This window comes from Exiguobacterium sp. SH0S2, from assembly GCF_004337185.1.
GTDB classification, from domain to species: domain Bacteria; phylum Bacillota; class Bacilli; order Exiguobacteriales; family Exiguobacteriaceae; genus Exiguobacterium; species Exiguobacterium aurantiacum_A.
Genome location: NZ_SJVB01000004.1, coordinates 238,951 through 264,380, shown reverse-complemented (window position 1 = coordinate 264,380; position 25,430 = coordinate 238,951). Strand labels below are relative to the sequence as shown.

The following is a 25,430-nucleotide window of genomic DNA, read 5'->3' as shown; positions in this document are numbered from 1 at the left end:
CCCTTTTATTGCAGTTCGCTCGGGTCGAGCGGTAACAGAACTGTCACAGTCGTCCCTTGTCTGACTTCACTTTCGATGACAAGTTTCCCTTCATGCGCCTCGATCAACTCCTTAGCAATCGCAAGGCCGAGGCCGCTGCTGCCTTTCGTCACTTGCGCTTGATAGAACATTTCCGTGATGCGCTGCAAGTGTTCTTTCGAGATGCCAGGTCCTTGGTCGATAATCGAGATGAAGGCGACCCGCTCCGACTGGACGAAGCGAACCGTGAGCGTCCCGCCGACTGGTGAGAACCGGATCGCGTTTTCAAGTAAGTTTAAGAATACTTGCTTGAGCCGGTTCTCATCGAATAGACCGACCGACTTGGCCGGGTAGCGCTCGATCAACGTAATCTGCTTATCTTCAAGCGATTGTTTCAGTTGAATCGTTACTTTGCGTAACAGGGAGACGAGATCGAGCTCTTGACGATAGAGCACGAGACGACTCTCCTCGATTTTCGTGTAGTCGAGCAATTGCTCGACGAGACCGATCATTCGCTCGGTCTCCGAATGAATGATACTCAGACCGAGCTCTGTCTCGTCTGACAGTTGTTCGTCCCCGCCTCGGATCGTCTCAGTCCAGCCTTTGATTGAAGTGAGCGGCGTCCTGAGCTCATGGGAGACGTTCGACAAGAATTCGTTGCGCGTCGATTGGTGCTGTTGCACTTTAGCGCCTAAGTAAGTCAGCGTCCGGGCAAGCGCCCCGAGCTCGTGCTTCTCGTTCGAATATACCTCGACGTCGAAATCACCTTGCGCCATCTCGTCAGCCGTCTCAATAATCTCGCGGATCGGACGGACGAAGCGGTCCGCGATTCGGATGACCGCGTATAGCGCCACGAGCCAAATCAAGACACCGATCATGAGGACCGCCATCCAAATCTCGCGGATGAGCGTATCTAAGTCTGCGAGCGGACGAGTGAAACTGATGGCGAACTCACCCGTTCCCTCGGTCATGATTGGGCTCGTCACCGACAGAAAGTGTTCTTCGTTCACGTCATAGTCTTGGACGACCGACTCTCCTCTAGCGAGACGCTCGAGCTGCTCAGGTGTATACGACGCTTGTTGTGCTCGCTGTCCGGTCGTTTTTATAATCGCGCCAGAGCGGTCGACCATCGTCAAATCGGTACCCGGATACCCGAACGTCCGGACGAGGACCGAGAACGCGCTCGGTGTCTCAAATCCGACTTGCGCCTGTGGATACAAATAAGCGCTTGTCGTCGCATGGCTGACCAACGCATCGGACTCATACTCGTAGTAATAACGGTACGTACCGTACGACAGGACGCTTACGAGCAGTAAGAGCACGAGTGTCACGACAATCATCATGCGGATGACGAGCTGTTGTCTCATCCGTCATGTCTCCGCCACTTATAGCCATGCCCCCATAGCGTCTCGATATAGGCAGGATGGCTCGGGTCGTCTTCAATCTTTTGCCGTAAGCGGCGAATGTTGACGTCCACCGTCTTCCGGTCCCCGAAGTAGTTGATGCCCCAAACCGCATCAAGAAGCGCATCACGTGATAAGACGACTTCTTCGTTTTGGACGAGATGACAGATCAAGTCATATTCGGTCGGCGTCAAATCGATCGATTGTCCGTATTTCGTCACTTGTTTCGCCGCCAAGTCGATGGCGAACGGTCCTGACTTGAGACGTTTCTTCTCTTTGCGCTTCACTTTTTCGACGCGTCGCAGGAGCGCATGAATGCGCGCGATGAGCTCGCCCGGGCTGAACGGCTTGGCGATATAGTCGTCCGCCCCTTTCCCGAGACCTTCGATTTTATCTTCTTCAAGCGTGCGTGCCGTCAACATGATGATCCCGACGTTCTCGTCTAAGTCACGAATCGCGGCGCACGCTTCAAAGCCGTCCATCTCAGGCATCATGACGTCTAGCAAGACGATATCGAACGGTTCACGATCGAACGCGGTGACCGCTTCACGGCCGTTCGTTGCCTCAAAGACATCAAATCCGGCTCGTTTTAAATTTACGATGATAAAGCTGCGAATCGCATGCTCATCTTCGGCTACTAATATCCGATTCATATTTCCACCTCTTCTGGAGTTCACTACTCTACATTATAGTTACGTTTTTGCGACAAGGTTGTCAATTGACCTCAAATCGTATTAGGATGGAGTCATTAGATTCTGAAGGAGGACTCCTTACCACTATGAGTTATAACATGATTGTTTTAGATATGGACGATACGCTCCTCACGAGCGACCACACGATTTCCCCTGTCACGAAAGCGGCGTTACTTGACGTCCAAGAACGCGGCCACAAAGTCGTTTTAGCAAGCGGACGTCCGACGTACGCCATGTGGGAAGCAGCTCGTGAACTCGAGCTCGCCAAATATGGTAGTTACATCTTGTCATTCAACGGTGCTTCAATCATCAATTGTGAAACAAATGAAGAAATCTTCTCAAGCACGTTAATGCCAGACACAGTCGCCCACCTCCATGATATCAGTGTCCGGGAGGAAATCGCGATTCATACGTACATCGGTAACGAAATCGTAACCGATCAGCCGAACCCGTATACCGATCTCGAAGGCGAATTGACGGGCATGCCGGTCATCCACGTCAACGATTTCAAAGAAACCGTCACGACCCCTGTCGTCAAATGCCTCATGCTCGGCGATGGAGATACGCTCGCCCCAATCGAGACGAAGCTACAAGTCGAGCTCGAAGGCAAGCTCGCCGTCGCCCGTTCGAAACCGTTCTTCCTCGAGTTCACGGAAGCCGGTGTGACGAAAGGGACGAGCCTCGCCTTTTTGGCTGACCACGTCGGAATCGACCAAGCACACGTCATCGCTTGCGGAGACGGCAACAACGACTTGACGATGATCGAATGGGCCGGACTCGGTGTCGCCATGGGTAACGCCAACGCCACGGTCAAAGGGAAAGCCGACTTCATCACGAAGTCAAACAATGAAGATGGAATCGCCCACGTCATCGAGACGTACATGAGCAGTGTCGTTACGAATCGTTAAGCAATAACCGTTTGAACCAAGGAGGAATCACGATGAATAAAGGATTGAAACGAGCTGGACTCGGACTAGTCGGAACGGCCGTCGCCGGTGCCGCCTACGTCTTCTTGTCACCGAAGCCTGCGTCCCGTCTCGTCAAAACTTCATTTACTGGAGGCAAGGAAGTCGCGATCAAAGGATTCGACGAAGTCGTTCAAAAGACGTCGGTCCGTAAAGACATCGATTACTATTCTGCCTACGAGAACGGGACGTTCGATTTGATTCGCTATGAAGGCGATAAGCATGTCGTCCCGACAATCTTTTGGGTGCACGGTGGCTCGTTCGTTGGCGGTGATAAGGCCGATGTGTTCAAGTATGCGACGTCGATCGCAAGCAACGGCTACAACGTCGTCAGCATCAACTACGCCCTCGCCCCGGACGTCACGTATCCGGTGCCACTCCAGCAAATCGAAGAGGCGTACACGTATATTGCCGACAACAATGATCGCTTCCGACTCGATCTCGACCGCGTCTTCTTCGCCGGAGACTCGAACGGAGCGCAGCTCGTCGCCCAATTCATCGGGATTCAACTGAACGATGACTATGCACCGTCAGCCGAAGTGAATCAAGTCGTCCCGCAAGACTCGATCCTCGGCGCGGTTCTCTTGTCTGGCCCGTATGATTTGAAACGGACGATTCTCGAGTCTTCGAAAGCCGTCAACCGTTTCTTGTTCAAGCGGATCGGTTGGGCCTACTTCGGGACGTACAATTGGGAGAACCTCCCCATCGTCAACGAAGCGTCCCCTCTCGTCAACATCCCGGCCACGTTCGTCCCGACGTTCATCACCGACGGGAACACGGGGTCGTTCGAGACACAAGCGAAAGAGTTCGCGACGATTCTCTCCGGACGGACTGACGTGACGAGCGTCTTCTATAATCGAGATGAATACGAACTCGGAAACAGCTATCACTTCGAGATGGATCAACCAGCAGCCAGTTCAACGTATCGTCGCTTGATCACGTTCTTGCGCGAAACGACCAAATAAAAACAACCCCGACTTTGAAAAAAGTCGGGGTTGTTTGCGTCATTTGAGCAAATCCATTGCGCGGCCAATCAGCTCGTTGCGAGAGTCTGAAGTTTTCCGTAACGCTTGTAGCCGGTCGATGAGTGCTTGACGAAGCTCGTCTGACTGAACGAGTTCCAAGCATTCAATCTGAGCCAACCAGGCGTCTGCATGCTCAGAGAGGACCATCGGGACGAGAGCGTCGATCGACTCACCTTGTTCACGCATGAGCCGGATGCGATTGAAGAGCGGGTCGTCTTCCGTCCACGTCCGGGCGTCCCGTTCGATTTGAACCGGTTTCTCTAAGACGACGAGCTCTTCGACGTCCGTGCCCGGGAAGATCGACGGTAGCGAATCGTGTCTCACTTCAAGCGTCGCGAGCTCGATTTGTTTGCCGTCGATGTGCACGCTCACGTCTTCTAGCGTGATCTCGTCTGTCGTCTCGCTGACGATGCGGCCATCGAGGCGAACGTCCGCTTCCGCGAGCGCTTCTTGGATTGGTCCATCTAAAACGAGTAGTCCGTGATTGCTCAAATTGCGAAGCTGGCCGTGGTCAACTTTCACGCAGTCCCCCCATTGAACGAGGGCAACTCGGCCTGTGTTCGTCACGTGTCGAACCGTTCCGACACGGTCGGTCCCATCTTCGAGCCGGATCGTCGATTGACTTCCTGAGGCGAGCGCCTTCTCAAGCGATGCGATTCCGCCCGTGTGGACGGCCATCCGTGATTCGAGTTCATCGAGCGCATCCGTCAACGCCTCGAAGTCAGGGATGACGAACAGTTCACTTTGCATATTCGTCACATCCTGTTTCGTCTCTAGCGCATGCTCGAGGTTGAACGGATGTTTCGTGACGGCGTCGGTCAGGCAGTGACGGCTCTCGCCGACCGAAGACAACAGTCCGGCCCCGTAAATGAGCGGGCGCTCGATGTCGCCGATCAGTCCGAACTCGACCGTCCACCAAAAGATACGTGCCACTTGCTGCGCTTCGGAGAAGCCCGTCACTTGCGCTTTCGCTTCATGCAGCGCTTCTAAGGCGGCTTTGACATCCGCTTCCGTCGAGTTGGCATTCTCTTTCACGATCGTCAGTCGTTTGAGTGCCGCGAACGAGGCGTGTTCCTCACGGTTCATGAACGCTTTCGCGCCAAGTTGACCGAACCGTTTCACGATTTTAGAAAACTCAGGGTCCATCAGCATCGGCGCGTGACCGGCCGCCTCATGGATAATGTCTGGTGCCGGGCTGTACAAGATGTTCTCGACTTTCCGGATGTCGGTCGCGACCGGTAACATCCCGTTCCCTTGGAAGTCAAAGAACGCGACGCCAGGAATCAATCCGTCGACCGCGACCGTCGACCAACCGGCCGCTCGCATCTCGGCGGTCATTTTTTCGACGTCCGGGAGGCGTTCTGGTCCCATGCCTGTCTTTTTCAACCCTTCGATGTAGAACGGATGGGCCTTGCCTTCGAGCGTATGCAAATTGAGCCGTAATACGAAGCGCCAGACCGCGTGATCGGTCGGTGTGTACTCGTTGTAAAACTGGGGCGAGATATGAGGCGCCAAGTGGCGTGGGATTGATTGTGTGAGCATGATATTTCCTCCTTTTGTCTACTGGACGTCAAAAAGTCCCTATCGATTCACTCGATAGGGACGACTTAGCCGCGGTACCACCCTGATTACTAGACGTTGTCTAGTCACTCTAATCCGATAACGGGGGACCGCTCACATGTGAGAGCTCACAAACTGTAATTCGATTCATCTTTTGGGCGTGTTCGCAGCACCACACGCTCTCTGGGCCAGGGAAGATGTCTCTACTTCGGTTTGATCATCGCTTTTGTTACTTTTATGCAGTTATGCTTCTATGCAAACTTGCTTTTAAGCGTTAAAGTATCTTGTTGGTTGTAACTTTACCAAATCGTTTTGTCGGCGTCAACAAAAAACAGTCCGCAACTGCGAACTGTCACAAACACCAATCAATTTCAGGTTGTCCCCACTGTTTCAGCAAATCGTTCACTTGCGAGAACGGACGGGATCCGAAGAAGCCGCGGTGTGCCGACAGCGGACTCGGGTGGACCGATGTCAAGATCGCGTGCTGCGGCCCGATCAGCTTTTGTTTCTTTTTGGCATCGTTTCCCCAAAGAATAAACACGATCGGTTGCTCACGCTTCCCGAGTTGCTCGATGATCGAGTCCGTGAACTGAACCCATCCTTGTCCGCGGTGTGATCCGGCCTTACTCGCTTCGACCGTGAGCGCGGTGTTGAGCAACAATACGCCTTGGCGGGCCCAGTTCTCTAGATTCCCGCTCTTCGGCACGCTACAACCCAAGTCTTCATGCAACTCTTGAAAGATGTTGCGCAGCGATGGCGGAAAACGGACACCGTCTTGGACCGAGAAGCTGAGTCCGTGGGCCTGATTCGGACCGTGATACGGGTCTTGGCCGAGGATGACGCATTTGACGTCTTTAAACTTCGTGTAGACGAACGCGTTCCAAATGTCTTCCCGCTGCGGATAGACGGTCGTCGTCGCATACGCCTCATCGACGAACGCTTTCAAGTCAACGAAGTACGGCTGCTCCATCTCTGCTTCAATGATGTCACTCCAGTCGCCGAGCAAGCGGTCTGATAACTGTTCTCCCATTTGATTCGCCCCTTTCCGTCTTATCATACCCGAATCGACGGCACACAAAAAGACGAGCCCAGTGGACTCGTCCGATGATTATACTGTGACTGTGCCTGCTACTTCTTTCGCAAGTGCTTCTGCTTTCGCTGTCGCGTCAGCAACGATGTCTTCGATCTTGTCTGGGAACTGGTTCATTCCTTCAACTGCAAGTGTCGTCACTTCGTTCACGCCGACGAACGCAAGCGCTTGACGGAGGTACGCGTCTGCAAAGTTGAGGTCTGTGCCTGTGTAGATGCCGCCTGTCCCTTGAATGTGGATCGCTTGTTTGTTCTCAAGGAGACCGACCGGCCCTTGCTCTGTGTAACGGAACGTCTTGCCGGCTGAGAGGACGCTGTCGAGGAACATCTTCATGCGTGCTGGGAAGAAGAAGTTCCACATCGGCGTCGCAAACACGTAAAGGTCTGCTTCCATGAACTTCTCGAGCATACCGTTCATCGTCGCGACTTTTGAAGCTTCGACGTCTGTGAGTGCTTCACCAGACGCGAATTTTCCCCAAGCGCTTAACACGTCGCCATCGATTTCTTGGACGTCGACATCGTAAAGCTCGATTGCTTCGACTTCAAGCGATGCGTTTTCTTGTTGAAGCTTCGTCATGAACGCTTCTGCGACTTGTTTGCTGTATGACAATTCTGTCGGTTTTGGGTTAGCTGATACGTATAATACTTTTTTCATAATGGGTTCCTCCACTGGTAATCTCTATTTTGATAACAACAGTTAGAACTATATCATCTGTATATCTCACCGTCAATTATTTCAACTTCAAGATAATCGACAAAAAAACAGGCAGGCGTTATTTGCCTGCCGCGTTGTAGCCGACGCGTTTCAATAAATCGATCAACGTCTCGGTCTCTTGTTCGCTGAGCGGTCCATAAATATCTTTGAAGATTTCAATATGCTCAGGATAGACGACGTCCATCAATTGCTTGCCTTCGCCTGTCAACGACGCGTACGTGACACGACGGTCTGACGGACAGGCGACGCGCTCGATGAGCCCTCGCTTCTCAAGCTTGTCGATCACATACGTGACGCTGCCACTCGTGATCAAAATTTGATCGCCGATTTGTTGCAGCGGCGTATCTCCTCGTTTATACAATACGGATAGAACACCGAACTCTGTTGAATTCAATTGGTGGCGTCTAAGATCGTCTTTGACACGATCACTGATTGCGTCCATCGCTCTTGCTAAGACGACCCATGCCTTCAATTCGAGTGATTCAATCATGTCGGTTTCACCTCAATTCGTTCATCATTTACCTTTAGTATAGCAGGACATGAGCAGTATACGTCGCTAAAAACACTTCGTCAAGAAACTTCTCCGTTGTCGCGTCTCCTTGAAACGTTTAGAATAGAACTATTGTGATTTTTAGAAAGGGTGGACGGTATGCGTGAGTATTATGAGATTTCATTGACGATTAAAGCAGGCTATTTGAGTTCGGTCATCGAGTTGTTGAACCGGGAAGGCATCGCCCCTGACTATGCCCTTGAAAAAGAAGGCGCGGTCTTTTTACTGTTCAACCACTTGCCGTGGCCGAACGTCACGCGCGAACCGCACGCAGTCGAGCGTTTCTTGTTGACGTTGTCGCGCGAAGACTACCTGTTCGTCAAGACGAAACGAAAATCGCCCGTACCCGGCCATGAACCGGTCGCCTGCATGGGAGCGTACGATTCGCCTTTCCACGAATATTTGAAAATCGAGCTCGCCGTCGACGAATCCGATGCGAGCCATCTCGATATGTCGGCGTTCCGCCATTACTAAACAACGCACGCGCGTTGTTTTTTTGATGACTAGGTTTGAGCGCGGACGGGAATATAGGACAATATCTGACTGATAAAGGGGAATGTCTTGAATGAATACAGTTATGTTGATCGTCAACCCATCGTCTGGGAAAGAATTAGGGAAAGAGCACGCGCCGTTCGCTGAAGAAGTGCTACGCGAACGTTACGGAAACGTCGACGTCCGTTTTACTGAAAAAGCCGACGACGCCACACACTTCGCGCGAGAAGCTGCGTCGAAACAATATAAAGCCGTCGTCGCCATGGGTGGCGACGGAACGTTGAACGAGACGGTGGCCGGTCTCGCCGAAGCCGATCATCGTCCCGACTTCGGAATCATCCCGCTCGGAACGGTGAACGATTTGGCACGGGCTCTCGGCGTACCGAGTGACCCGAAAGAAGCGATTGAAGCGCTGCGAACGGCAAAACCGTCACCGATGGACATTGGGAAGTATGAACACGGCTACTTCATGAACGTCATCGCCATCGGCCTCATCGCTGAGGCGGTCGATGAAGTCAGCGTCGAAGAGAAGACGAAATGGGGCCCGTTCGCCTACTTGATTGAAGGCATCAAAGCGTTCCGGGAACACAGTCCTTACTCGTTATCAGTTCAGGCCGAAGAGCACACGTTCGACGGGGACGCTTTTCTCGCCGTCATCGCGCTGACGAACTCGGTCGGCGGCTTTGAAAACTTCGAGCCTGATGCGAAGTTGAACGATGGCCTGCTTCACGTCTACTTGTTTGAGAATCTCGGTTTCACAGACGCCTTCCAGCTCGCCCCGGCCTTATTTACCGGCAAGCTTAAAGAAACAGACAGTGTGACCGCGTTCCAGACGAAGCGGGTGTATGTCGATTCGCCTGATTCGCTTCCGGTCAACGCCGATGGGGACACGGGCGGGAAACTCCCGCTCACGTTTGAAGTGCTCCCAAGCCATCTCCAAGTGCTGAAACCAGTCTAATCTCTCGCCTCGGCATTGAAGGCTCGTTCGAGAAAGGAGAGATCGTTCGATGAACATCACACTCGTTCCGCTGCTCGAAGCGTCAGACGACATCGTCAAGACGTTCAACCGGTGGAACAACGATCCCGAAATCGTTCATTTGATCCGCCCTGCTCGCTCGGAAGAAGAACTCGCGGCCGAGCAACAGATGACCGTCGCCGACTTGACGGATCGACTTCAGACACACGATATCTTTCTCATTTACGCTGACGACAGGCTCGTCGGCGAGGTGAACGTGATGTATGACGCAAACCATCTATACGTTCAAGAACCAGGGAGTGCCTGGCTCGGACTCGTCATCGGGGAAGCGGCGGGTCGCGGCAAGGGTGCGGGCAGCGAGGCACTCCGACTTTTGGAGGAACGGCTTCGTCACCAAGGCACCCCGCGCATCGAGCTCGGCGTGTTCGGGTTCAACGAGGCGGCACACCATCTCTATAAGAAGCTCGGTTATGAAGAAATTGCGCGCATCCATGCGTTCACGTACTGGAACGAACAATTTTGGCCTGATATCCGCATGGAAAAGCGACTGACATGACAAAGACCTTCCTCAAGCGAGGAAGGTCTTTCGTCAGTTGTTCAAGTTTTCGACTTCGACGACGCGGAACCCTTTTTGTTCGAGTTTGGCGACGATCTTGTCTTTCTTCGGCTCATCACAGTCAGGCGGCAACGTGATCAAAACACGGCGAAGGACTTTACTCTTCGCGTCGAGCGTCATCAAACTCGCGATAGACGAGTATTTGCTGACGACTTTCGTGATTTTCTCGAGCGCACCTACCTGCTCGCTAAGTGCGATCGTGACGACGTAGCTGCCTGTGTCACGGCTCCACGCCTCTTCGAGCATGCCGAGCATCTTCCCGTGTGGCAAAATGCCGTAAAATTCATTGCTCTCGTCTTTTAGGACCGCGATATACGGTAACTCTTTGATCGAGAAGAAGACTTTGAAGAATCCGTCCGACTCGTGGACGTATTTCTGCGTATTTTTAATCAATTCCATGACGTTGTCGTCAAGGCTCGCGCCACTCATTCCGTGACGGTAAATATGCATCTTATAAATGTTACCGCGGAAAAATATTCCCGTCTCATCGAGGACAGGGACACAGCGGTATCCTGTCTTTTCAAGCGTATCGAGCGCTTCACGTAACGTCGCCTTTTCACTGATTGTGACGACGTCTTTTTTTGGAATGCATAAGCTATGCACTAACATGCGGTTTTCCTCCTAGCAAATTAAAAGTGGTCTACACCCTATTCATTACTATTCCCCAAATATGATTGAAATCCTGCCATCTTTTTTAAAACTTCGATTCAACCTTTGGCGGTCATGGGATTTGTCGTAACGCCTAAAAGTCGTTATAGTGAAACTATCCAAACAGACAAAGGGGATTGAACGACTATGACGATGAAAAAAGCATTAACGATCGCTGGTTCAGATACGAGTGGCGGTGCAGGCATTCAAGCTGACTTGAAGACGATGGAAGAGCTCGGTGTGTATGGCATGACCGCACTCACGGTCATCGTAGCCCAAAACCCGCATAACGCTTGGCACCATGAAGTCTTCCCGATTGATACGACGTTGATCGAGAAGCAGATTGACACCGTCCTCGCCGGAATCGGCGTCGATGCCGTCAAGACAGGGATGCTCCCGACTCCAGAAATCATCGAGCTCGCGGCTCGTAAAATTAAAGAGTACGGCATTCAAAACGCAGTCGTCGACCCGGTCATGGCTTGTAAGGGAGCCGACGAGATCCTCAACCCGGACGTCGCCGTCGCGATGCGTAAGCACCTCGTCCCTGTCGCCAAAATCATCACGCCGAACTTGTTCGAAGTGCGTATGCTCGCTGGCCTCGACAAGACACCGTCGACGATGGAAGAAATCAAAGAAGCCGCACGCTTGATCCATGAGCTCGGTGCTGAAATCGTCATCGTTAAAGTCGGTGGAAAACTTGGGTTCGACACGGCGTTTGACGTCCTCTATGACGGTAACGAGTACCGTCTGCTCGAAAGCGAAAAGATCGAACCTGCTTTCACGCACGGTGGCGGTTGCACATTCTCTTCAGCCATCGCCGCATCACTCGCGAATGGACATTCCGTCGACGAGTCGATTCGCATCGGGAAAGAGTTCATTACAGAAGCGGTCCGTCACTCGTTCCGCCTCAACCAATACGTTGGGCCGACGAACCATACCGGTTATCGTCAAAAACTAGCAACACAATCATAAACAAGGTGGCCCGGGGCGAACGTCCTGGGTCATTATTGCCATTGGAGGAGACTAGCGTGAAACCGATTCAACCTGAAACGATTCAAACGTATTTAAACGCACACGTGTCGACGCCTTTATACGCTCACGTCGAGACGACGAACGGCGCTTACGCCACACATAACGACCCGGATTTCCATAACGCCGGGATGTTTATCCGTAACGTCGTGATCGAGTACAGTATCGGTCAAATCAAAGGAGACGGACCGTATCGAGTCGGACTAAAGCTCGATCACGGCTGGCTCTACGTCGAAGGATTGACCGACTTTGAACAACACGGTGAACAGTTGCTGCTCGCCGGGCACGACCGTCTCGGACGCCTCGCCTGCGCGCTGCATCTAGACGTCAAACCGCTCCCGCAAGGAGCATCGGAGGTGGACAGCCAATGAACGGACCGTTACTTGTTATTTTCCCACACCCGGACGATGAGGCGTTCAGCTCGGCCGGAACGATCATTCAACATCAGAAGAACGGATTCCCCGTCACATACGTCTGTCTGACACTTGGTGAGATGGGCCGTAATATGGGCTCGCCAATCTTCACGACGCGTGAAGAACTACCAAGAATCCGTAAACGCGAGCTCGAGGACGCCTGTGCCGTCATGGGCATCGACGACCTCCGGATGTGGGGACTGCGCGACAAGACCGTCGAATTCGAAGACGAGACCGAACTGACGAATCGCTTCAGCAAGTTGATCGCCGAAGTGAAACCGACCCGCGTCATCTCATTTTATCCAGGATATGCCGTCCATCCCGACCATGAGGCGACAGCACGAGCGGTCGTCCGGGCGCTCCAAGAGATGGACGAAGCGAAGCGTCCCGAATTTTTAGGTGTCGCTTTTGATCACCGGACGGAAGATGAGCTCGGCAAACCTCACGTCCTCATCGAAGTCGGTCAGGAGAGTGCCGCCAAACGTGAGGCGTTGCTCGCCCACCGTTCACAGACGGAAGGGTTGCTCCGTGCAATCGACAACGCAGAAAACGCCCACGTCATGGAGTTACTCCAACGTGAGCGCTTCTATCATTATCCGTTCTCATGATTCAAACGCGTAACGCGTCATATACAGCAACAAACCTACAGTCCCTAACCCGATCAACGTTCCTAGCACGACGACGATATGTCCCATGTTCTCACCTCTACTTGGTTTTACGAACTGAATGAGTAATAAGTTTCAATAACGCGTGTGCGAACACGCGTTATTTTTATTAAAAGTACAAGACGTAGATAACGGCAGCCAAGACGAGCCGGTAAATCGCGAACGGCGTCAGTTTCACTTTGTTGATCAACTTCAAAAAGAATTTGATGGACAGCAACGCGAACAAGAACGCACTGACGAAACCGATCAGGAAAACAGGCAGCGTGTCGACCGTGAAATAGCTCCACTTGCTGTAAAGCGAGAGCGCGCTCGCCCCGAACATGATCGGGACGGCCATGATGAACGTGAAGTCGGCCGCAGCCCGGTGACTCATCCCGAGCAACACTCCGCCCGAAATGGTCGAGCCCGAACGTGAAAAGCCTGGCCAAAGCGAGAAACATTGAATCAAGCCGACTCCAAGCGCTTGTTTGTATGTGATGTCGTCGAGTGTCGGCGTCGTTTGTCGTTTCACGCCGGACAAGTCGGCGGCAATCATGAAGAACGCACCGATGACGAGTCCGATCAATACCGTCTTAATCGAAAACAGATGCGTGTCGATGTAGTCCTCAAACATGAGTCCGAGCACGGCCGCCGGGAGCAGACCGATAAAGATATGTAGCAGGTTCAACTTTTTCGTCGGCCCTTCATGTCGAATCGCGAGCAATTCTTTCGGATTCAATAACGCTTTGAACCGACTCCTGAAAACGACGATGACCGCTAAGATCGAACCGAGCTGAATCACGATCTTGAACGTGTTGGCTACTTCTTGACCTAGAAAACGACTCGAGTTGAGCCAAATATCGTCGACCAAGATCATATGTCCAGTCGAAGAGACAGGCGCGAATTCCGTCAATCCTTCGACGACGCCTAATAAAAAACCGATGAATAATTCATACCATTCCATTGCATTGTCCCCTACTCCAGTATTGCTTTTTATCATACACGGACGGGACGACGTTCTCTCTCGGTCTTAAGACGTAAAAAAAGAGGACGTAATGCCCTCTTTCCCCTTACATCAATAAAGGAAGCCGGCTAATGTGCAATCTTAGCCGCTTCTTGAGACCACCCCCCGACTCAGGACGGCTTGACACGCGCACACGAACGAACCGATGACGAAGAAAGCAGTAAATAGCGACAATCCCGCACCCCCGATGAACAATACACCGAGTCCGATAATCCCGCCATGCAAGAGCATCGATACCGTTGACTCGGTCGTGGCTCGAATCATGGACGGAAGAGCGCGATGGAGCACCCCGAAGTAGAGCGGTTCGACCGCCCCGACGAGTAGCGCCATCAGTGCCATCCAGAGCAGTCCGAACTGATTTGGGAACGTTCCGAGCAGTATAAACCCGATCCCGATACCCCAAGCGATGAGTTGTTGCCAGCGAGCGACCGGGGCAACTTTCAATAACACCGGGGCAAGCAGTTGACCGGGAATTTGAATGAGCAACAGTACGGTTGAGACCGCCCCGAACCAGTAGATCGGGACATTGACGTCACGCGCGTACAGCTGCCAAAACTCATCCACGAAATTGAATGCACTAACGACCAACACGAACGACCCGGTCAGCATGAGCAGTGACTTGTCGTTCCAAATGAAGCGGAAACCAGCCTTTAACTGCCGCCATGTCACCGCTTCTTCGTGGACCACCCGTCTCGGTTCGACGAGCAATAGACTGCACATCGTCGCGATGAACAGGCTCACAAGCGATAGCATGTAGTTGAACTCAAACGGAAACTTGGTCGCGAGCAAACTTCCGCTAAAGGCGGCGATGACGGCCGCGACGAGCCCGATGGCATTCAGGCGACCTAGCAATCGCTCAAACGCATCCGTATCTCCGTCTTGCTCGAGCGTTTCATACAACAAAGCGTTCTCGGACCCGCTGCGCAGCACCGCCCCGATGGCGGACAAACTAATCGCCAAGACAAACCCAATCAACGAAAACGACAGCAACAACACAATAAACGATAGCCATTCGAGCGCAATGCCGATTTGCAGCAGACGTCGTCGTTCCCAGCGGTCGGCTAAGACGCCGGTCGGCACTTCAAGGAACACGACGATGACGGCATAGACGATTTCCGTGTAGACCACTTCTTGAATCGTGATGCCGCGCGACTCCCAAAACAGACGTTCAATCGTATAGGCCGGAATCAACGCCTCAAACCAGCGCATCGCACCAAGCAACCCTACGTTTCGACGGACTTAGCTAGGGGACCGTGCTCTTCGTCTCATCATGATCTCCTCCTTGTTTACCTATTCCCGATTCCACAAAAAAGCCACGGAACATGTCCGTGGCCGATAGATTATTTTAATAGGTTGAGCATCTCACGGTTAAACGCCGGAATGTCGTCCGGTTGACGGCTCGTGACGAGCTGATTTTGGCAGACGACGACTTCTTTGTCGGCATACTTCGCACCGGCATACTCCATGTCGACTTTAATCGACTTGTACCCGGTCGCGTCGCGGCCTTCGAGCGTCTTCGCCGTGATCAACAGTTGCGGCCCGTGACAGATAGCGAATACCGGCTTCTTCGCATCCATGAACGCTTTCGCGAACTGGACGAAACGTTCGTCTTCGCGCAACAAGTCAGGTGAGAATCCGCCTGGTAAGAGCAGAGCGTCAAAGTCTTCTGGAGACACGTCGTCGACACTTTTGTCGATCGTGACTTTTGCCTCGCCTTGTTTGCCTTCGACGGTGTTACCGGCTGCCTTTTCGATCGTGACAACTTCGTGCCCCGCCTCCACCAATGCGTCGCGTGGACCTGTGAACTCTACGTCTTCAAACATATTCGTGATTAGCGTTGCTACTTTTGCCATATCGGAAACACTCCCTAATTTTTGTTTTATGCACATAAGGACTGTTCCACCCGTCACGGACCGTTAAACATTCAGCGGAATTTTGAGACGTACGGATTGTCCCGCTCGAAGAAGCGGTACGCATAGTCACGCGCCTCGCCGCTGTTCGGGATACCGATGCGCGGACCGGCCTCAATCTCGTTCACACCGTCCCCTTCGATAATATAGAGCGGTTCATGTTGGAGCGAGTGTCCGTACAAGTCCATCGTGATCCCGAGCGCCTTCGTCAGTTTACCGGGTCCGTTCGTCCGGTCGAACCGTTTGATGCCAGGACGATTGAATTCAATTAACTCCTGCCCGACGACGGGTTCGATTGCCCGGATCAACACGGCTTCCGGTGAGCCGATCGGACCGCTGACGACGTTCAAGAGCGTATGCGTGTGCATTTGATACGTGTATACATGTCCAGACTGCCCGAACATGATCTCGGTCCGATTCGTCCGTCTGCCGCCAAAACTGTGGGCTGCCTGATCGACCGCCCCGAGATACGCCTCCGTCTCGACAATCTTGCCAATGATCTGTCCGTCGAGATGATCATGGACGAGATAGTGTCCGAGCAACGACCGGGCCAGTTCGAGCGTCGGTTGTTCATAAAATGATGGGTCGAGCCGTTTCATCGTCATCCCTCCTCGTCCTTATTTTCTCAAACGAGGCTTGGCGACACAAAAAAGATGCCCTGAACGCGTTCAGGACATCACTTTCATTACGATGCGAGCTTGATCGCATCACGCTGCTTCCCCAACTTCACGTAACCGAGCACGATCGAGAAGATCGGGCTGAGCCAAAGGAAGAACGCGAACGGTGCGTATTCGAGCACCGGCACGCCGAGTGTCGCGGCGAAGAAGGCACCGGACACACCCCAAGGAATGAGCGGGTTGATGACCGTCCCGCCGTCTTCAAGCGCACGCGACAAGTAACGTGGGTCGATGCCGCGGTCGATAAATCCTTGTTTGAACGCTTGCCCCGGGAGCAAGATCGACAAGTACTGCTCACCGGCGAGCAAGTTGACGCCAATCGAGCTGAGCACGACTGACAGCACCGAGCTGCCTGGTGACTTCAGACGCTCTAGTAACGCATCGACGATGGCTTGGAACACGCCCAGCTCACGGAGCAGTCCACCGAAGGCGAGGGCAATCAACACGAGGCTGACCGACCAAAGCATCGATTCAAGGCCACCGCGATCGAGCACGGCCGCGATCGTCTCGTTCTCGACGCCCGACTTGAATCCGGCCTGCATGACACCGAACCAGTTCGAGACGTTCCAATTACCTTGGACGAACCCGGCCGTCAACACACCGGCGAACATCCCGACGAGCATCGTCGGCAATACCGGCATCCGACGGAAGGCGAGCACGGCGACGAGGACCGGGGCGAGCAGTGTCAACCATGACAAGTTGAACCGTCCGGCGAGTGCCGTCTGTGCTTCCGCGATTTGCGTCGTGTCGGCTGCTTGACCGCCGCGTCCGAGAACTGTGAATAAGATGAGTGTGATTACAATCGCGGGAACGGTCGTCCCCATCATGAAGCGGATATGGTCGAACAGTTTGACACCAGCCACAGCCGGTGCGAAGTTCGTCGTATCCGATAGCGGACTCATCTTGTCACCGAAGAGCGCACCTGACACGATGGCTCCGGCGGCGAGCGCCGGGGAAATCCCGAGTGCCATCCCGATCCCGAACAAGGCGACCCCGACGGTACCGACCGTCGTGAAGGCACTGCCCGTGAACGATGACACGATCATCGTGATGAGAAGCACGCTCGGTAAGAACCACTGGGCTGAGATTGTATTTAAACCGATGGAGAGGATCGTCGCCACCGTGCCAGACATTTGCCATACTCCGATCAGCATCCCGATCAACAATAAAATCATGATCGGCATAATCGCTTCACGAATCCCGTTGATCATCGCGGTCTCGATGCGTTTAAAGTCGCGCGTACGATAATACGCGTATCCCCCTATTAGTACCATTGTGCCAAAGATCGCCATATGTGGCGTCGCTTTGGCCAAAAACATCAGTGCGAGCAAGGAAATCCCGCTCATCAGCACGACGAATACAGCCTCTTTCCCTTTCATCTGCATCGACGTCCCCTCCTTTCAGTTCCATTATTTTCTACCTAACCGCTTAAACGCTTTTATGCATGAAAGTGTGTCAGTGATGTTCTTTACTATACCTACTTCTCTTTTCCCTGTCAAACGTCTTTTTATGGTAAAGTAAACGCTCGAGGGTGACCTCCGGAGTTCGTAACCTCCTCCGACATCAAAACTAGCGAAAAAGGAAGTGTGCACGTTGCAACACGAAAAAGCATTGGTCGTCTTCAGTGGCGGTCAAGATTCAACCACTTGCCTGTTTTGGGCAAAACAACAATTCTCTCATGTGGAAGCCGTGACGTTCGCCTACGGGCAGCGCCATGATGCGGAAATCGAGGTCGCGAAAGAGATCGCGGCCGAACTCGATGTCCCGCACCACATCCTCGATTTGTCCTTACTCGGACAACTCACCTCAAACGCGTTGACGAGACATGATCTCGACATCGACAATGCGGACGTCCCAAATACGTTCGTCGATGGACGCAACCATTTATTCTTATCTTTTGCGGCCGTCATGGCCAAACAACTCGGTATGCATCACATCATCACCGGCGTCTGTGAGACCGACTTCTCGGGCTACCCGGACTGTCGCGACCAATTCGTCAAATCATTGAACGTGACGCTCAACTTAGCGATGGACTACCCGTTCGTCATCGATACGCCGCTCATGTGGCTCGATAAAAAGCAGACGTGGGAACTCGCGGACCGGCTCGGAGCGTTCGACTTCATCAAAGAGCGGACCCTCACCTGCTATAACGGTGTACTCGGTTCAGGCTGCGGCGAATGTCCGGCGTGTGTACTCCGTCAAAACGGGCTCGCTGCATACGAGGAGGTACGCGTATGAAACACGCCCCATTCCTCGCCCCGACGAGCGTCGAGGCCAAACAAGACGGCTCGCTCATCTACTGCCCGCACCGCGTCCAAATCGTCAAAGAAGTGACGTTCGATGCGGCCCATCACTTGTTTGATTACGATGGGAAGTGCCGAGCGCTCCACGGACATACGTACAAACTTCAAATGGGGATCAGCGGTTTTCTCGACAATCGTGGGATGACGCTCGACTTCGGTGACTTGAAAGCCATCTTTAAAGAAGAGCTCGAACCGTATCTCGACCACCGCTATTTAAATGAGTCCCTTCCATATATGAATACGACAGCAGAAAACATGTGCTACTGGATTTTCGATCAGCTCGCTAAGCACTTGCCTGACGAACGCGACGTCCGCGTCGAATTCGTCCGCCTTTATGAGACACCGACGTCCTACGCCGAGTTCCGGCGCGAATGGCTGGTGGACTGATGAAGATCCCTGTCCTCGAAGTGTTCGGGCCGACGTTTCAAGGTGAAGGCCGCGCCATCGGACAGAAGACGATGTTCGTCCGGACCGCCGGTTGCGATTATCGCTGCGCCTGGTGCGACTCCGCCTTCACCTGGGACGGTTCGGAAAAACCCGACATGCTCTCGGCTGACGAAGTGATCGAGCGCCTTGACGCACTCGGGATGTACGATTACGTCACGATCTCAGGCGGCAACCCGCTCCTCATCGCCGGTATGAAAGATTTGGTCGAAAAGTTGAAGGCACGCGGCGTCAAACTCGCCGTCGAGACACAAGGTAGCCGGTATCAAGACTGGCTCCAAGACATCGACGACGTGACACTCAGCCCGAAACCACCGTCGTCCGGCATGACGACCGATTGGGAAAAACTCGACGCCATCGTCGAACGGCTGCGTCCCGAACAGACGACGTTTAAAATCGCCGTGTTCGATGAGGTCGATCTCGCCTATGCGAAAGACGTCCAAACCCGCTACACCCCGGACGTCATGTACTTGTCGGCCGGCAACCCTGAGCCCGGGGCGGACGGTGACATCACCGACGCGCAGCTCAGACGTTTGAAAGAGTTGTGGGAAGACGTCGCGCGTGACCCGTCATGGCAAAGCGTCCGTGTCTTGCCGCAGCTACACACATTACTGTACGCCAACGAACGTGGCGTCTAAGGAGAATGAATATGAGACCAGAAGACTTACAAGACTTGTCACTCCTCGGCCAGAAGAGCGTCCCATACATTTTTGAATACGCCCCGGACGTGCTCGAGGCGTTCCCGAACCGGCATCCGGAAAACGATTATTTCGTGAAGTTCAACGCACCGGAATTCACATCGCTCTGTCCGATCACGAATCAGCCGGACTTTGCGACGATCTACATCTCGTACATTCCGGACGAAAAACTCGTCGAGTCGAAGTCACTCAAGCTTTATTTATTCAGCTTCCGTAACCACGGCGACTTCCACGAAAACTGCATCAACGTCATCGGGAAAGATCTCGTCAAGCTGATGGAACCGCGCTACCTCGAAGTGTGGGGCAAGTTCACGCCCCGCGGCGGCATCTCGATCGACCCGTACTACAACTACGGCAAGCCGGGCACGAAGTACGAGCAAATGGCCGAACATCGCCTGTTCAACCACGACTTGTACCCTGAGACGGTCGACAACCGTTAAGCAAAAAGTAGGCGCTCATCCAATTGAGCGCCTACTTCTTTTTGTAACGGTTGATTTGTTGCTTGATTGGTTCGCGGAACACGGTCGCGACGAGTGTCAACACGACAAAGACAGCGAGCGCGAGGATGACCAGCTTCATATCCCCGCTCGCGAGGCTACTACCGAGAAAATTATTAGCGAACGCCCCCGGAATCATACCGACCGAGGTCGCGAAGACATAAGCTGGGAGTCGCACTTTCGCCAAACCTGAGGCATAACTGACCAAATCAAAGTTGACGAGCGGGATCAATCGTAAGATCAAGACGTAAAAGAATCCGTCTTCTTCGATTTTGTGCTGAATCTTCTCATAATCGCTCGATTCGAAATGGCGCAGAAACCGGTCTCCGAAGCGAACCGCTACATAATAAGCGACGAGTGCGCTGAGCGTGGCACCGATGACCGTATAGACGACACCGGGCAGCGTCCCGAACGCCAACCCGCCCGCAACCGACAAGACGGACGTCGGAAATAAAATCAACGGGCGAACGGTGAACAATAAAATATAAATGAGCGGGGCGAGCCAACCGAATTGAACGATATAGTCTCGGATCTCCCCCGGTCGCAAGTCGATCCACTGATAGAGAAACGTCGCTGTCCCGAATACGAGCAAAACGACGGCAATGACCCATTGTGTTTTCCACTTGTTCATCGGTCGACCTCCCCTCTTTCTTTCATCATATCGCCTCACCTCGAAAAAGTAACGCCTTCCTTTTTTTAGGAATCACAGTGTGGTACGGTTAGAAAAAGCAGAAGGAGGAATCCCAATGTACCTGGCAGATGCCATCAAATTGAAACACCTGCTCTTGAAGCAGATTGATAAGTTGTTACAAGAAGTCGAACGGGTCGCGTTCATCGAGCTCGAGAAGGATGAGCCGCTCCCGACGATCCAATCCCGCTCGCTCGAAGATATCGAGGTCGAGCTCCAATCGATTCGGACCGACATGCGTCGTCTCGACCGCCTCGTCTGTGAAGCGCACTTGCATAACGTCATCGAGACGAACGATGGACCGCTCCCGCTCGTCGAGGCGATCGAGTTCGCCGTTCAGTTGCGAGCTCAGGCTCGGATGTATCAAGACTTGGCCGAACGTCCGAAACGCGAATTTCAATCGGGTCACGGTGAAGGCACTTCTGTCATCAAGCACGCGCTTTATGATCCGGAACTGTACCGTCTGAAGGCGCTCGACGTCGAGAAACGGGCCAACCGTATCTCAAGCGCTATCGATGCGGCCAATCACCGAACCGAAATCGATTTTGATGCGAGCCGATATATGTAAGCTAAAAACGCGCCGGGACCTTCCCGGCGCGTTTTACATGTGATGATGGTCGTTATGATGATTGTGGTGGTCATGATGGCGCGAACCAGACCGACGTCTCGGCGCCGGCTCATCGGCGAACTTCTCGCCGTCCAAAATACCGAGCCGCTTATATTGGCGGTCGACCCGCTCCTTCGTCCCATCGTTCACATGCGGCGACTCCATAACCAACTGATAGCTGCCGAGTGCCACCCGGAACGGCTCCATGTATGTCCGATCGACCGGGAACGACGCCACGTCCCGCAAATAATCCGCGAGCCGGTTCGCCGCCTCGTCGTCCGGATGGTCGGCGAGCTCCGTCGCGAAGCGTTGCATATCTTTCAATAGGCCCTTCGTCTTCGTCACTTGGCGAATCATGCTTATAATAGCGATTATAATCACGGTTAGAATGCCGATAATAAAAATCGGAAAAATACTGAACATCCCACTAAAAAACGAATCTCCCATCCCTGTCGAATCGATGTATACTTCTTCCCCGAATGCGAACGTGTTGACCATAATGTCTCCCCCTTTTTTCCTATATACGGACGCCGCTTCATTTGGTTTCATGCCTACAAAAAAAGCCGCGGCACTCGCCACGGCTCAACTGTCAGTTCAATTGTTTCTCCATCATGATGCGCGGTGCGCCATCTTCCGTGTACGCCCCCATGATGTCGTAGCCACAGAGCAGGTTCAAAATGATGACACCTTTGTTCGTGTTGCGCGCTTTCGTCCGAATCGAGTGGAATCCTTGCGCTTTCACCCATTCGAGTTGCGTATCCATCAACTTGCGGCCGATCCCGTACTTTTGGAACTCAGGATGCACGCCGCCAGCCCAGCTATAGAAGCGATATGGCTCAGCCTCGTAGCCGATCTTGAATCCGACGGGCCGGTCGTCAGAAAATGCGAGTAACACGAGCGGGTTGGCATGGCGGTACAGTCGTTCTTTAAAACGAAGTTGGTCGATGTCGCCGTACAGATGGCGATACAGGTTGAAGAATTCCTCTTCAAACTCGCTAAAGTTCGTCGTCACATCTTTCACGATAAATGAACTGGTCGTACTCATCTTTCCATCCCCTTTCGAAATATGGACAAGTTACTCGTACGCCTGTTTATTTCGCCATCTACTCGGATTTTCCTGTTTCTCGCTCAAATGCGTTCAAACCTTTTTGTTTGTACACCCCGAGCGAACGTTTCGGGAGGCTCCGCACCATCCAGTTTTTGAACACACGTTGTTTGTCCTCGATCGATAGTCCGTACCCTTCCGTCACGATATGACGGGCCCGCGTCGTCACGTCATAAAGCGAGATGGCGGCAGCGACCGAGATATTTAAACTTTGGACATAACCTTGCATCGGGATGACGTAATTCCCGTCCGCTTTCGCGAGTGCCTGCTCCGACACACCGTGATGCTCGTTCCCGAATAAGAGCACGGTCGGTTTTGACACGTCAACGTCTTCGAGCGGGATCGCCTCTTCGCTGAGCGCCGTCGCGAGTATTTGATAGCCGTCCGCTTTCAACTGATCGATCGCTTCTTCGATGGAAGCGTGTTCGACGACGTCGACCCAGCGATCGGCACTCTTGGCGATAATCGAGTTCGGTTTGAACTTGGCCCGTCCTTCGACGACGTGAAGCGTCTGCACACCGAACGCGTCCGCCGAACGCAATACGGCCGACTGATTGTGCGGATCGTCAACGCCCTCGGTCAATACCGTGATGTGATTCGTCCGCGTGTTCAATACGTCTTGCATCCGCTTGACGCGGTCTGGCATAAGCATCGAGAACAAGAGCCGATCCTCTTCTTTCATCACGCCCGCTCGTAACAACTCTTCAAGCAACGTGGCCTGCTCTTCTTTTGACAATGCTGATGTCGTCTGTCTCCATCCCATTCTTCTCGCCCCTTTCAACCTCTAGTATTTTAGCGGGATTCGTTTCGACTGACAAGCGACGTCGTAAAACAGCGTATTTTCATCCTTCCATGAAAATTTATGAATTTTAGGAAACCGGTTGCACAAATTTATGCAATCGATTACAATCATTAATGCAAGCGATTGCATTGACGATCGTTCTTAACAGAGAAAAAGTTCCGAACAGGAAGGAAGCGTATAGCATGAAACAGCTCATCTCATTTGATTTTTGGCAAAAACTCGGTAAGGCCTTGATGGTCGTTATCGCCGTTATGCCGGCAGCAGGACTCATGATCTCAATCGGTAAATTGATCGGCATGTCAGCCGGAGACGTCAGCATCTTGCTCACGACGGCACGCATCATCGAAGACTTAGGTTGGGGCATCATCGTCAACTTACATATCTTGTTCGCGGTCGCCATCGGTGGCTCGTGGGCGAAAGACAAGGCCGGCGGTGCGTTCGCCGCACTGATCGCCTTTATTTTGATCAACCGTGTCACAGGCGCCATCTTTAACGTCAACGGTGCTATGCTCCAAGACCCGGAAGCGACAGTCCAATCCCTCTTTGGGGCCGACCTCGTCGTCGCTGATTACTTCACATCAGTCCTCGGTTCACCTGCCCTGAACATGGGTGTGTTCGTCGGGATCATCGCCGGTTTCCTCGGTGGTGCACTTTATAACCGGTTCTATAACTTCAGTAAATTGCCGAACGCCTTGTCGTTCTTCAACGGGAAACGGTTCGTCCCGTTCGTCGTCATCCTCGGTTCGGTCGTCGCGGCGATCGCGCTGTCGATCATCTGGCCAACGATTCAAGGGGCACTCAACAGCTTCGGCCAATGGATTGCCACGTCACGTGACACGGCACCGGTCCTCGCGCCGTTCATCTACGGTGCGCTCGAACGTCTGTTGTTACCGTTCGGTCTCCACCACATGCTCACCGTCCCGATGAACTACACGGAGCTCGGTGGCACGTACACGATTTTAACGGGCGCGACAGCTGGTTCAGTCGTCGCCGGTCAAGATCCGCTTTGGTTAGCTTGGGTGACGGACCTCGTCAACCTTCGCGCCGCTGGGGATACGGCTGCTTATAACACGCTGCTCGCTGACGTCGTACCGGCCCGTTTCAAAGTCGGTCAAGTCATCTTGTCGTTCGCGGCACTCATCGGTGCCGCTTATGCGATGTACCGTAACGTCGATGAGGACAAGAAAGCCCAGTACAAGCCGATGTTCCTCTCGGCCGGTCTCGCCGTCTTCTTGACGGGTGTCACTGAGCCGATCGAGTTCATGTTCATGTTCGTCGCTCCAGTCCTTTACGTCATGTATGCACTCATGGCCGGTGCCGCCTTCGCCTTGGCGGACATTATCGACCTTCGTGTCCACGCGTTCGGTGCGATCGAGCTATTGACGCGGATCCCGATGATCATCAAAGCCGGACTCCTGCAAGACTTGATCAACTTCTTCCTCGTCTCGGCTGCGTTCTTCTTCATCAACTTCGGGGTGTTCAACTTCTTCATCAAGAAGATGAACTTGCCGACGCCTGGACGTAACGGCAACTATATGGAAGAAGCGACAGAGCAATCGACGGTGACCGGCAACGAGCAGGTCATGGGGATTATCGCTCTACTCGGTGGGGAAGATAACATCGAGGACGTCGATGCATGCATGACACGTCTTCGTGTCACAGTGAAAGATATGTCGCTCGTCTCAGAAGAGCGCGAATGGAAAAAGAACGGCGCCATGGGTCTTATCTTGAAAGACCGCGGTGTCCAAGCAATCTACGGCCCGAAAGCCGACGTGTTGAAGTCTGACATTCAAGACGTCATCGGTGCATAATCAACAGGCCAGCTCGTGCGAGTTGGCCT

Annotated in this window: 30 protein-coding genes and 1 other annotated feature; of the genes, 14 read left to right on the top strand and 16 right to left on the bottom strand. The window is 53.1% G+C overall.

Annotated elements, in window-relative coordinates; translation table 11 throughout:
* Positions 1 to 5: 5 nt before the first annotated feature.
* Positions 6 to 1,385, bottom strand: a complete 1,380-nt coding sequence (locus EVJ21_RS11870; protein WP_070328309.1) for a sensor histidine kinase — start codon at positions 1,383 to 1,385, stop codon at positions 6 to 8.
* Entirely contained in the window at positions 1,382 to 2,074 is a 693-nt protein-coding gene (locus EVJ21_RS11865) for a response regulator transcription factor (protein WP_131457893.1), read from the bottom strand. The genes EVJ21_RS11870 and EVJ21_RS11865 overlap by 4 nt, the downstream gene beginning before the upstream one ends.
* A 125-nt stretch (positions 2,075 to 2,199) precedes the next feature.
* On the opposite strand from EVJ21_RS11865, the gene EVJ21_RS11860 reads away from it, so the two are divergent.
* Positions 2,200 to 3,021 carry a Cof-type HAD-IIB family hydrolase gene (locus EVJ21_RS11860; protein WP_131490607.1) on the top strand — a complete coding sequence of 274 codons (822 nt, stop codon included), beginning with the start codon at positions 2,200 to 2,202 and terminating at the stop codon, positions 3,019 to 3,021.
* A gap of 32 nt (positions 3,022 to 3,053) precedes the next feature.
* Positions 3,054 to 4,043, top strand: a complete 990-nt coding sequence (locus EVJ21_RS11855; protein ID WP_131465977.1) for an alpha/beta hydrolase — start codon at positions 3,054 to 3,056, stop codon at positions 4,041 to 4,043.
* Positions 4,044 to 4,082: 39 nt separating this feature from the next.
* Here EVJ21_RS11855 and EVJ21_RS11850 read toward each other — a convergent pair whose 3' ends face one another.
* The 4 genes from EVJ21_RS11850 to EVJ21_RS11835 form a co-directional block, all read right to left on the bottom strand.
* On the bottom strand, positions 4,083 to 5,645 hold the full coding sequence (locus tag EVJ21_RS11850; RefSeq protein WP_131490606.1) for an aromatic amino acid hydroxylase: 1,563 nt from the start codon (positions 5,643 to 5,645) through the stop codon (positions 4,083 to 4,085).
* A 53-nt stretch (positions 5,646 to 5,698) separates the two neighbouring features.
* Positions 5,699 to 5,893: a binding site (T-box leader), on the bottom strand.
* Between the two features lie 122 nt (positions 5,894 to 6,015).
* Positions 6,016 to 6,693, bottom strand: coding sequence for a uracil-DNA glycosylase (locus tag EVJ21_RS11845; RefSeq protein ID WP_070328313.1), 678 nt, complete (start codon positions 6,691 to 6,693; stop codon positions 6,016 to 6,018).
* A 78-nt stretch (positions 6,694 to 6,771) separates the two neighbouring features.
* Positions 6,772 to 7,407: an FMN-dependent NADH-azoreductase gene (locus EVJ21_RS11840; RefSeq protein WP_131465972.1), complete on the bottom strand. Its 636-nt coding sequence runs from the start codon at positions 7,405 to 7,407 to the stop codon at positions 6,772 to 6,774.
* Positions 7,408 to 7,525: 118 nt separating this feature from the next.
* Entirely contained in the window at positions 7,526 to 7,957 is a 432-nt protein-coding gene (locus tag EVJ21_RS11835) for a MarR family winged helix-turn-helix transcriptional regulator (protein WP_016509745.1), read from the bottom strand.
* 159 nt (positions 7,958 to 8,116) lie between these two features.
* Between EVJ21_RS11835 and EVJ21_RS11830 the strand changes: the two genes are divergently transcribed.
* The 3 genes from EVJ21_RS11830 (at position 8,117) to EVJ21_RS11820 (ending at position 10,041) form a co-directional block, all read left to right on the top strand.
* Positions 8,117 to 8,491 (top strand): hypothetical protein, encoded by a 375-nt coding sequence (locus EVJ21_RS11830; protein WP_070328315.1) that lies wholly within the window; start codon positions 8,117 to 8,119, stop codon positions 8,489 to 8,491.
* 91 nt (positions 8,492 to 8,582) lie between these two features.
* The gene (locus EVJ21_RS11825; protein WP_201739992.1) at positions 8,583 to 9,467 is read left to right on the top strand and encodes a diacylglycerol/lipid kinase family protein; all 885 of its coding nucleotides are present in this window, start codon (positions 8,583 to 8,585) and stop codon (positions 9,465 to 9,467) included.
* A 49-nt stretch (positions 9,468 to 9,516) separates the two neighbouring features.
* Entirely contained in the window at positions 9,517 to 10,041 is a 525-nt protein-coding gene (locus EVJ21_RS11820; RefSeq protein WP_131490604.1) for a GNAT family N-acetyltransferase, read from the top strand.
* Positions 10,042 to 10,074: 33 nt separating this feature from the next.
* Here the strand turns inward: EVJ21_RS11820 and cbpA are convergent, their stop codons facing one another.
* A complete protein-coding gene (gene cbpA, locus EVJ21_RS11815) occupies positions 10,075 to 10,710 on the bottom strand; it encodes a cyclic di-AMP binding protein CbpA (protein WP_070328318.1) in 636 nt (211 codons plus the stop codon).
* Positions 10,711 to 10,896: 186 nt separating this feature from the next.
* Between cbpA and pdxK the strand changes: the two genes are divergently transcribed.
* From pdxK to bshB2, 3 genes are read left to right on the top strand one after another with little or no spacing between them, the layout of a single operon-like run.
* A complete protein-coding gene (gene pdxK / locus EVJ21_RS11810) occupies positions 10,897 to 11,721 on the top strand; it encodes a pyridoxine/pyridoxal/pyridoxamine kinase (protein ID WP_131490603.1) in 825 nt (274 codons plus the stop codon).
* Between the two features lie 56 nt (positions 11,722 to 11,777).
* Positions 11,778 to 12,149 (top strand): YojF family protein, encoded by a 372-nt coding sequence (locus EVJ21_RS11805; protein ID WP_016509734.1) that lies wholly within the window; start codon positions 11,778 to 11,780, stop codon positions 12,147 to 12,149.
* The gene (gene bshB2 / locus EVJ21_RS11800; RefSeq protein ID WP_016509728.1) at positions 12,146 to 12,799 is read left to right on the top strand and encodes a bacillithiol biosynthesis deacetylase BshB2; all 654 of its coding nucleotides are present in this window, start codon (positions 12,146 to 12,148) and stop codon (positions 12,797 to 12,799) included. Before EVJ21_RS11805 ends, bshB2 begins: the two co-directional genes overlap by 4 nt.
* 166 nt (positions 12,800 to 12,965) lie before the next feature.
* On the opposite strand, the gene EVJ21_RS11795 is transcribed toward bshB2, so the two are convergent.
* From EVJ21_RS11795 to nhaC, 5 genes are all read right to left on the bottom strand, one after another.
* On the bottom strand, positions 12,966 to 13,799 hold the full coding sequence (locus EVJ21_RS11795) for an undecaprenyl-diphosphate phosphatase (RefSeq protein ID WP_070328320.1): 834 nt from the start codon (positions 13,797 to 13,799) through the stop codon (positions 12,966 to 12,968).
* 141 nt (positions 13,800 to 13,940) lie between these two features.
* Complete coding sequence (locus tag EVJ21_RS11790; protein ID WP_131490602.1) at positions 13,941 to 15,068, bottom strand: MFS transporter; 1,128 nt, start codon at positions 15,066 to 15,068, stop codon at positions 13,941 to 13,943.
* Positions 15,069 to 15,199: 131 nt separating this feature from the next.
* Positions 15,200 to 15,712: a type 1 glutamine amidotransferase domain-containing protein gene (locus tag EVJ21_RS11785; protein WP_131490601.1), complete on the bottom strand. Its 513-nt coding sequence runs from the start codon at positions 15,710 to 15,712 to the stop codon at positions 15,200 to 15,202.
* Between the two features lie 71 nt (positions 15,713 to 15,783).
* Positions 15,784 to 16,374 carry a DNA-3-methyladenine glycosylase gene (locus tag EVJ21_RS11780; protein WP_131490600.1) on the bottom strand — a complete coding sequence of 197 codons (591 nt, stop codon included), beginning with the start codon at positions 16,372 to 16,374 and terminating at the stop codon, positions 15,784 to 15,786.
* An 80-nt stretch (positions 16,375 to 16,454) separates the two neighbouring features.
* Positions 16,455 to 17,831, bottom strand: coding sequence for a Na+/H+ antiporter NhaC (gene nhaC / locus EVJ21_RS11775; RefSeq protein ID WP_131444130.1), 1,377 nt, complete (start codon positions 17,829 to 17,831; stop codon positions 16,455 to 16,457).
* A gap of 208 nt (positions 17,832 to 18,039) precedes the next feature.
* Here nhaC and queC point away from each other — a divergent pair, with 208 nt between their 5' ends.
* The 4 genes from queC to queF are packed head-to-tail and all read left to right on the top strand — an operon-like array spanning position 18,040 to position 20,331.
* Positions 18,040 to 18,684, top strand: a complete 645-nt coding sequence (gene queC, locus EVJ21_RS11770) for a 7-cyano-7-deazaguanine synthase QueC (RefSeq protein ID WP_035386372.1) — start codon at positions 18,040 to 18,042, stop codon at positions 18,682 to 18,684.
* Positions 18,681 to 19,136: a 6-carboxytetrahydropterin synthase QueD gene (gene queD, locus EVJ21_RS11765; RefSeq protein ID WP_016509716.1), complete on the top strand. Its 456-nt coding sequence runs from the start codon at positions 18,681 to 18,683 to the stop codon at positions 19,134 to 19,136. The genes queC and queD overlap by 4 nt, the downstream gene beginning before the upstream one ends.
* Positions 19,136 to 19,831, top strand: a complete 696-nt coding sequence (gene queE / locus EVJ21_RS11760) for a 7-carboxy-7-deazaguanine synthase QueE (RefSeq protein WP_201739013.1) — start codon at positions 19,136 to 19,138, stop codon at positions 19,829 to 19,831. Before queD ends, queE begins: the two co-directional genes overlap by 1 nt.
* 11 nt (positions 19,832 to 19,842) lie before the next feature.
* On the top strand, positions 19,843 to 20,331 hold the full coding sequence (gene queF / locus EVJ21_RS11755) for a preQ(1) synthase (RefSeq protein WP_070328325.1): 489 nt from the start codon (positions 19,843 to 19,845) through the stop codon (positions 20,329 to 20,331).
* Between the two features lie 31 nt (positions 20,332 to 20,362).
* Here queF and EVJ21_RS11750 read toward each other — a convergent pair whose 3' ends face one another.
* Positions 20,363 to 21,019 (bottom strand): TVP38/TMEM64 family protein, encoded by a 657-nt coding sequence (locus tag EVJ21_RS11750; protein WP_131465962.1) that lies wholly within the window; start codon positions 21,017 to 21,019, stop codon positions 20,363 to 20,365.
* A gap of 115 nt (positions 21,020 to 21,134) precedes the next feature.
* Here EVJ21_RS11750 and EVJ21_RS11745 point away from each other — a divergent pair, with 115 nt between their 5' ends.
* On the top strand, positions 21,135 to 21,644 hold the full coding sequence (locus tag EVJ21_RS11745) for a hypothetical protein (protein WP_070328327.1): 510 nt from the start codon (positions 21,135 to 21,137) through the stop codon (positions 21,642 to 21,644).
* Between the two features lie 33 nt (positions 21,645 to 21,677).
* Here the strand turns inward: EVJ21_RS11745 and EVJ21_RS11740 are convergent, their stop codons facing one another.
* From EVJ21_RS11740 to EVJ21_RS11730, 3 genes are all read right to left on the bottom strand, one after another.
* The gene (locus tag EVJ21_RS11740) at positions 21,678 to 22,181 is read right to left on the bottom strand and encodes a hypothetical protein (protein ID WP_131490598.1); all 504 of its coding nucleotides are present in this window, start codon (positions 22,179 to 22,181) and stop codon (positions 21,678 to 21,680) included.
* 91 nt (positions 22,182 to 22,272) lie between these two features.
* Positions 22,273 to 22,728, bottom strand: a complete 456-nt coding sequence (locus EVJ21_RS11735) for a GNAT family N-acetyltransferase (protein WP_236633530.1) — start codon at positions 22,726 to 22,728, stop codon at positions 22,273 to 22,275.
* 58 nt (positions 22,729 to 22,786) lie between these two features.
* Entirely contained in the window at positions 22,787 to 23,551 is a 765-nt protein-coding gene (locus tag EVJ21_RS11730) for a TrmH family RNA methyltransferase (RefSeq protein ID WP_131490597.1), read from the bottom strand.
* A gap of 221 nt (positions 23,552 to 23,772) precedes the next feature.
* On the opposite strand from EVJ21_RS11730, the gene EVJ21_RS11725 reads away from it, so the two are divergent.
* Positions 23,773 to 25,401 (top strand): PTS transporter subunit IIBC, encoded by a 1,629-nt coding sequence (locus EVJ21_RS11725; RefSeq protein WP_131465955.1) that lies wholly within the window; start codon positions 23,773 to 23,775, stop codon positions 25,399 to 25,401.
* The last annotated feature ends 29 nt before the right edge of the window (positions 25,402 to 25,430 follow it).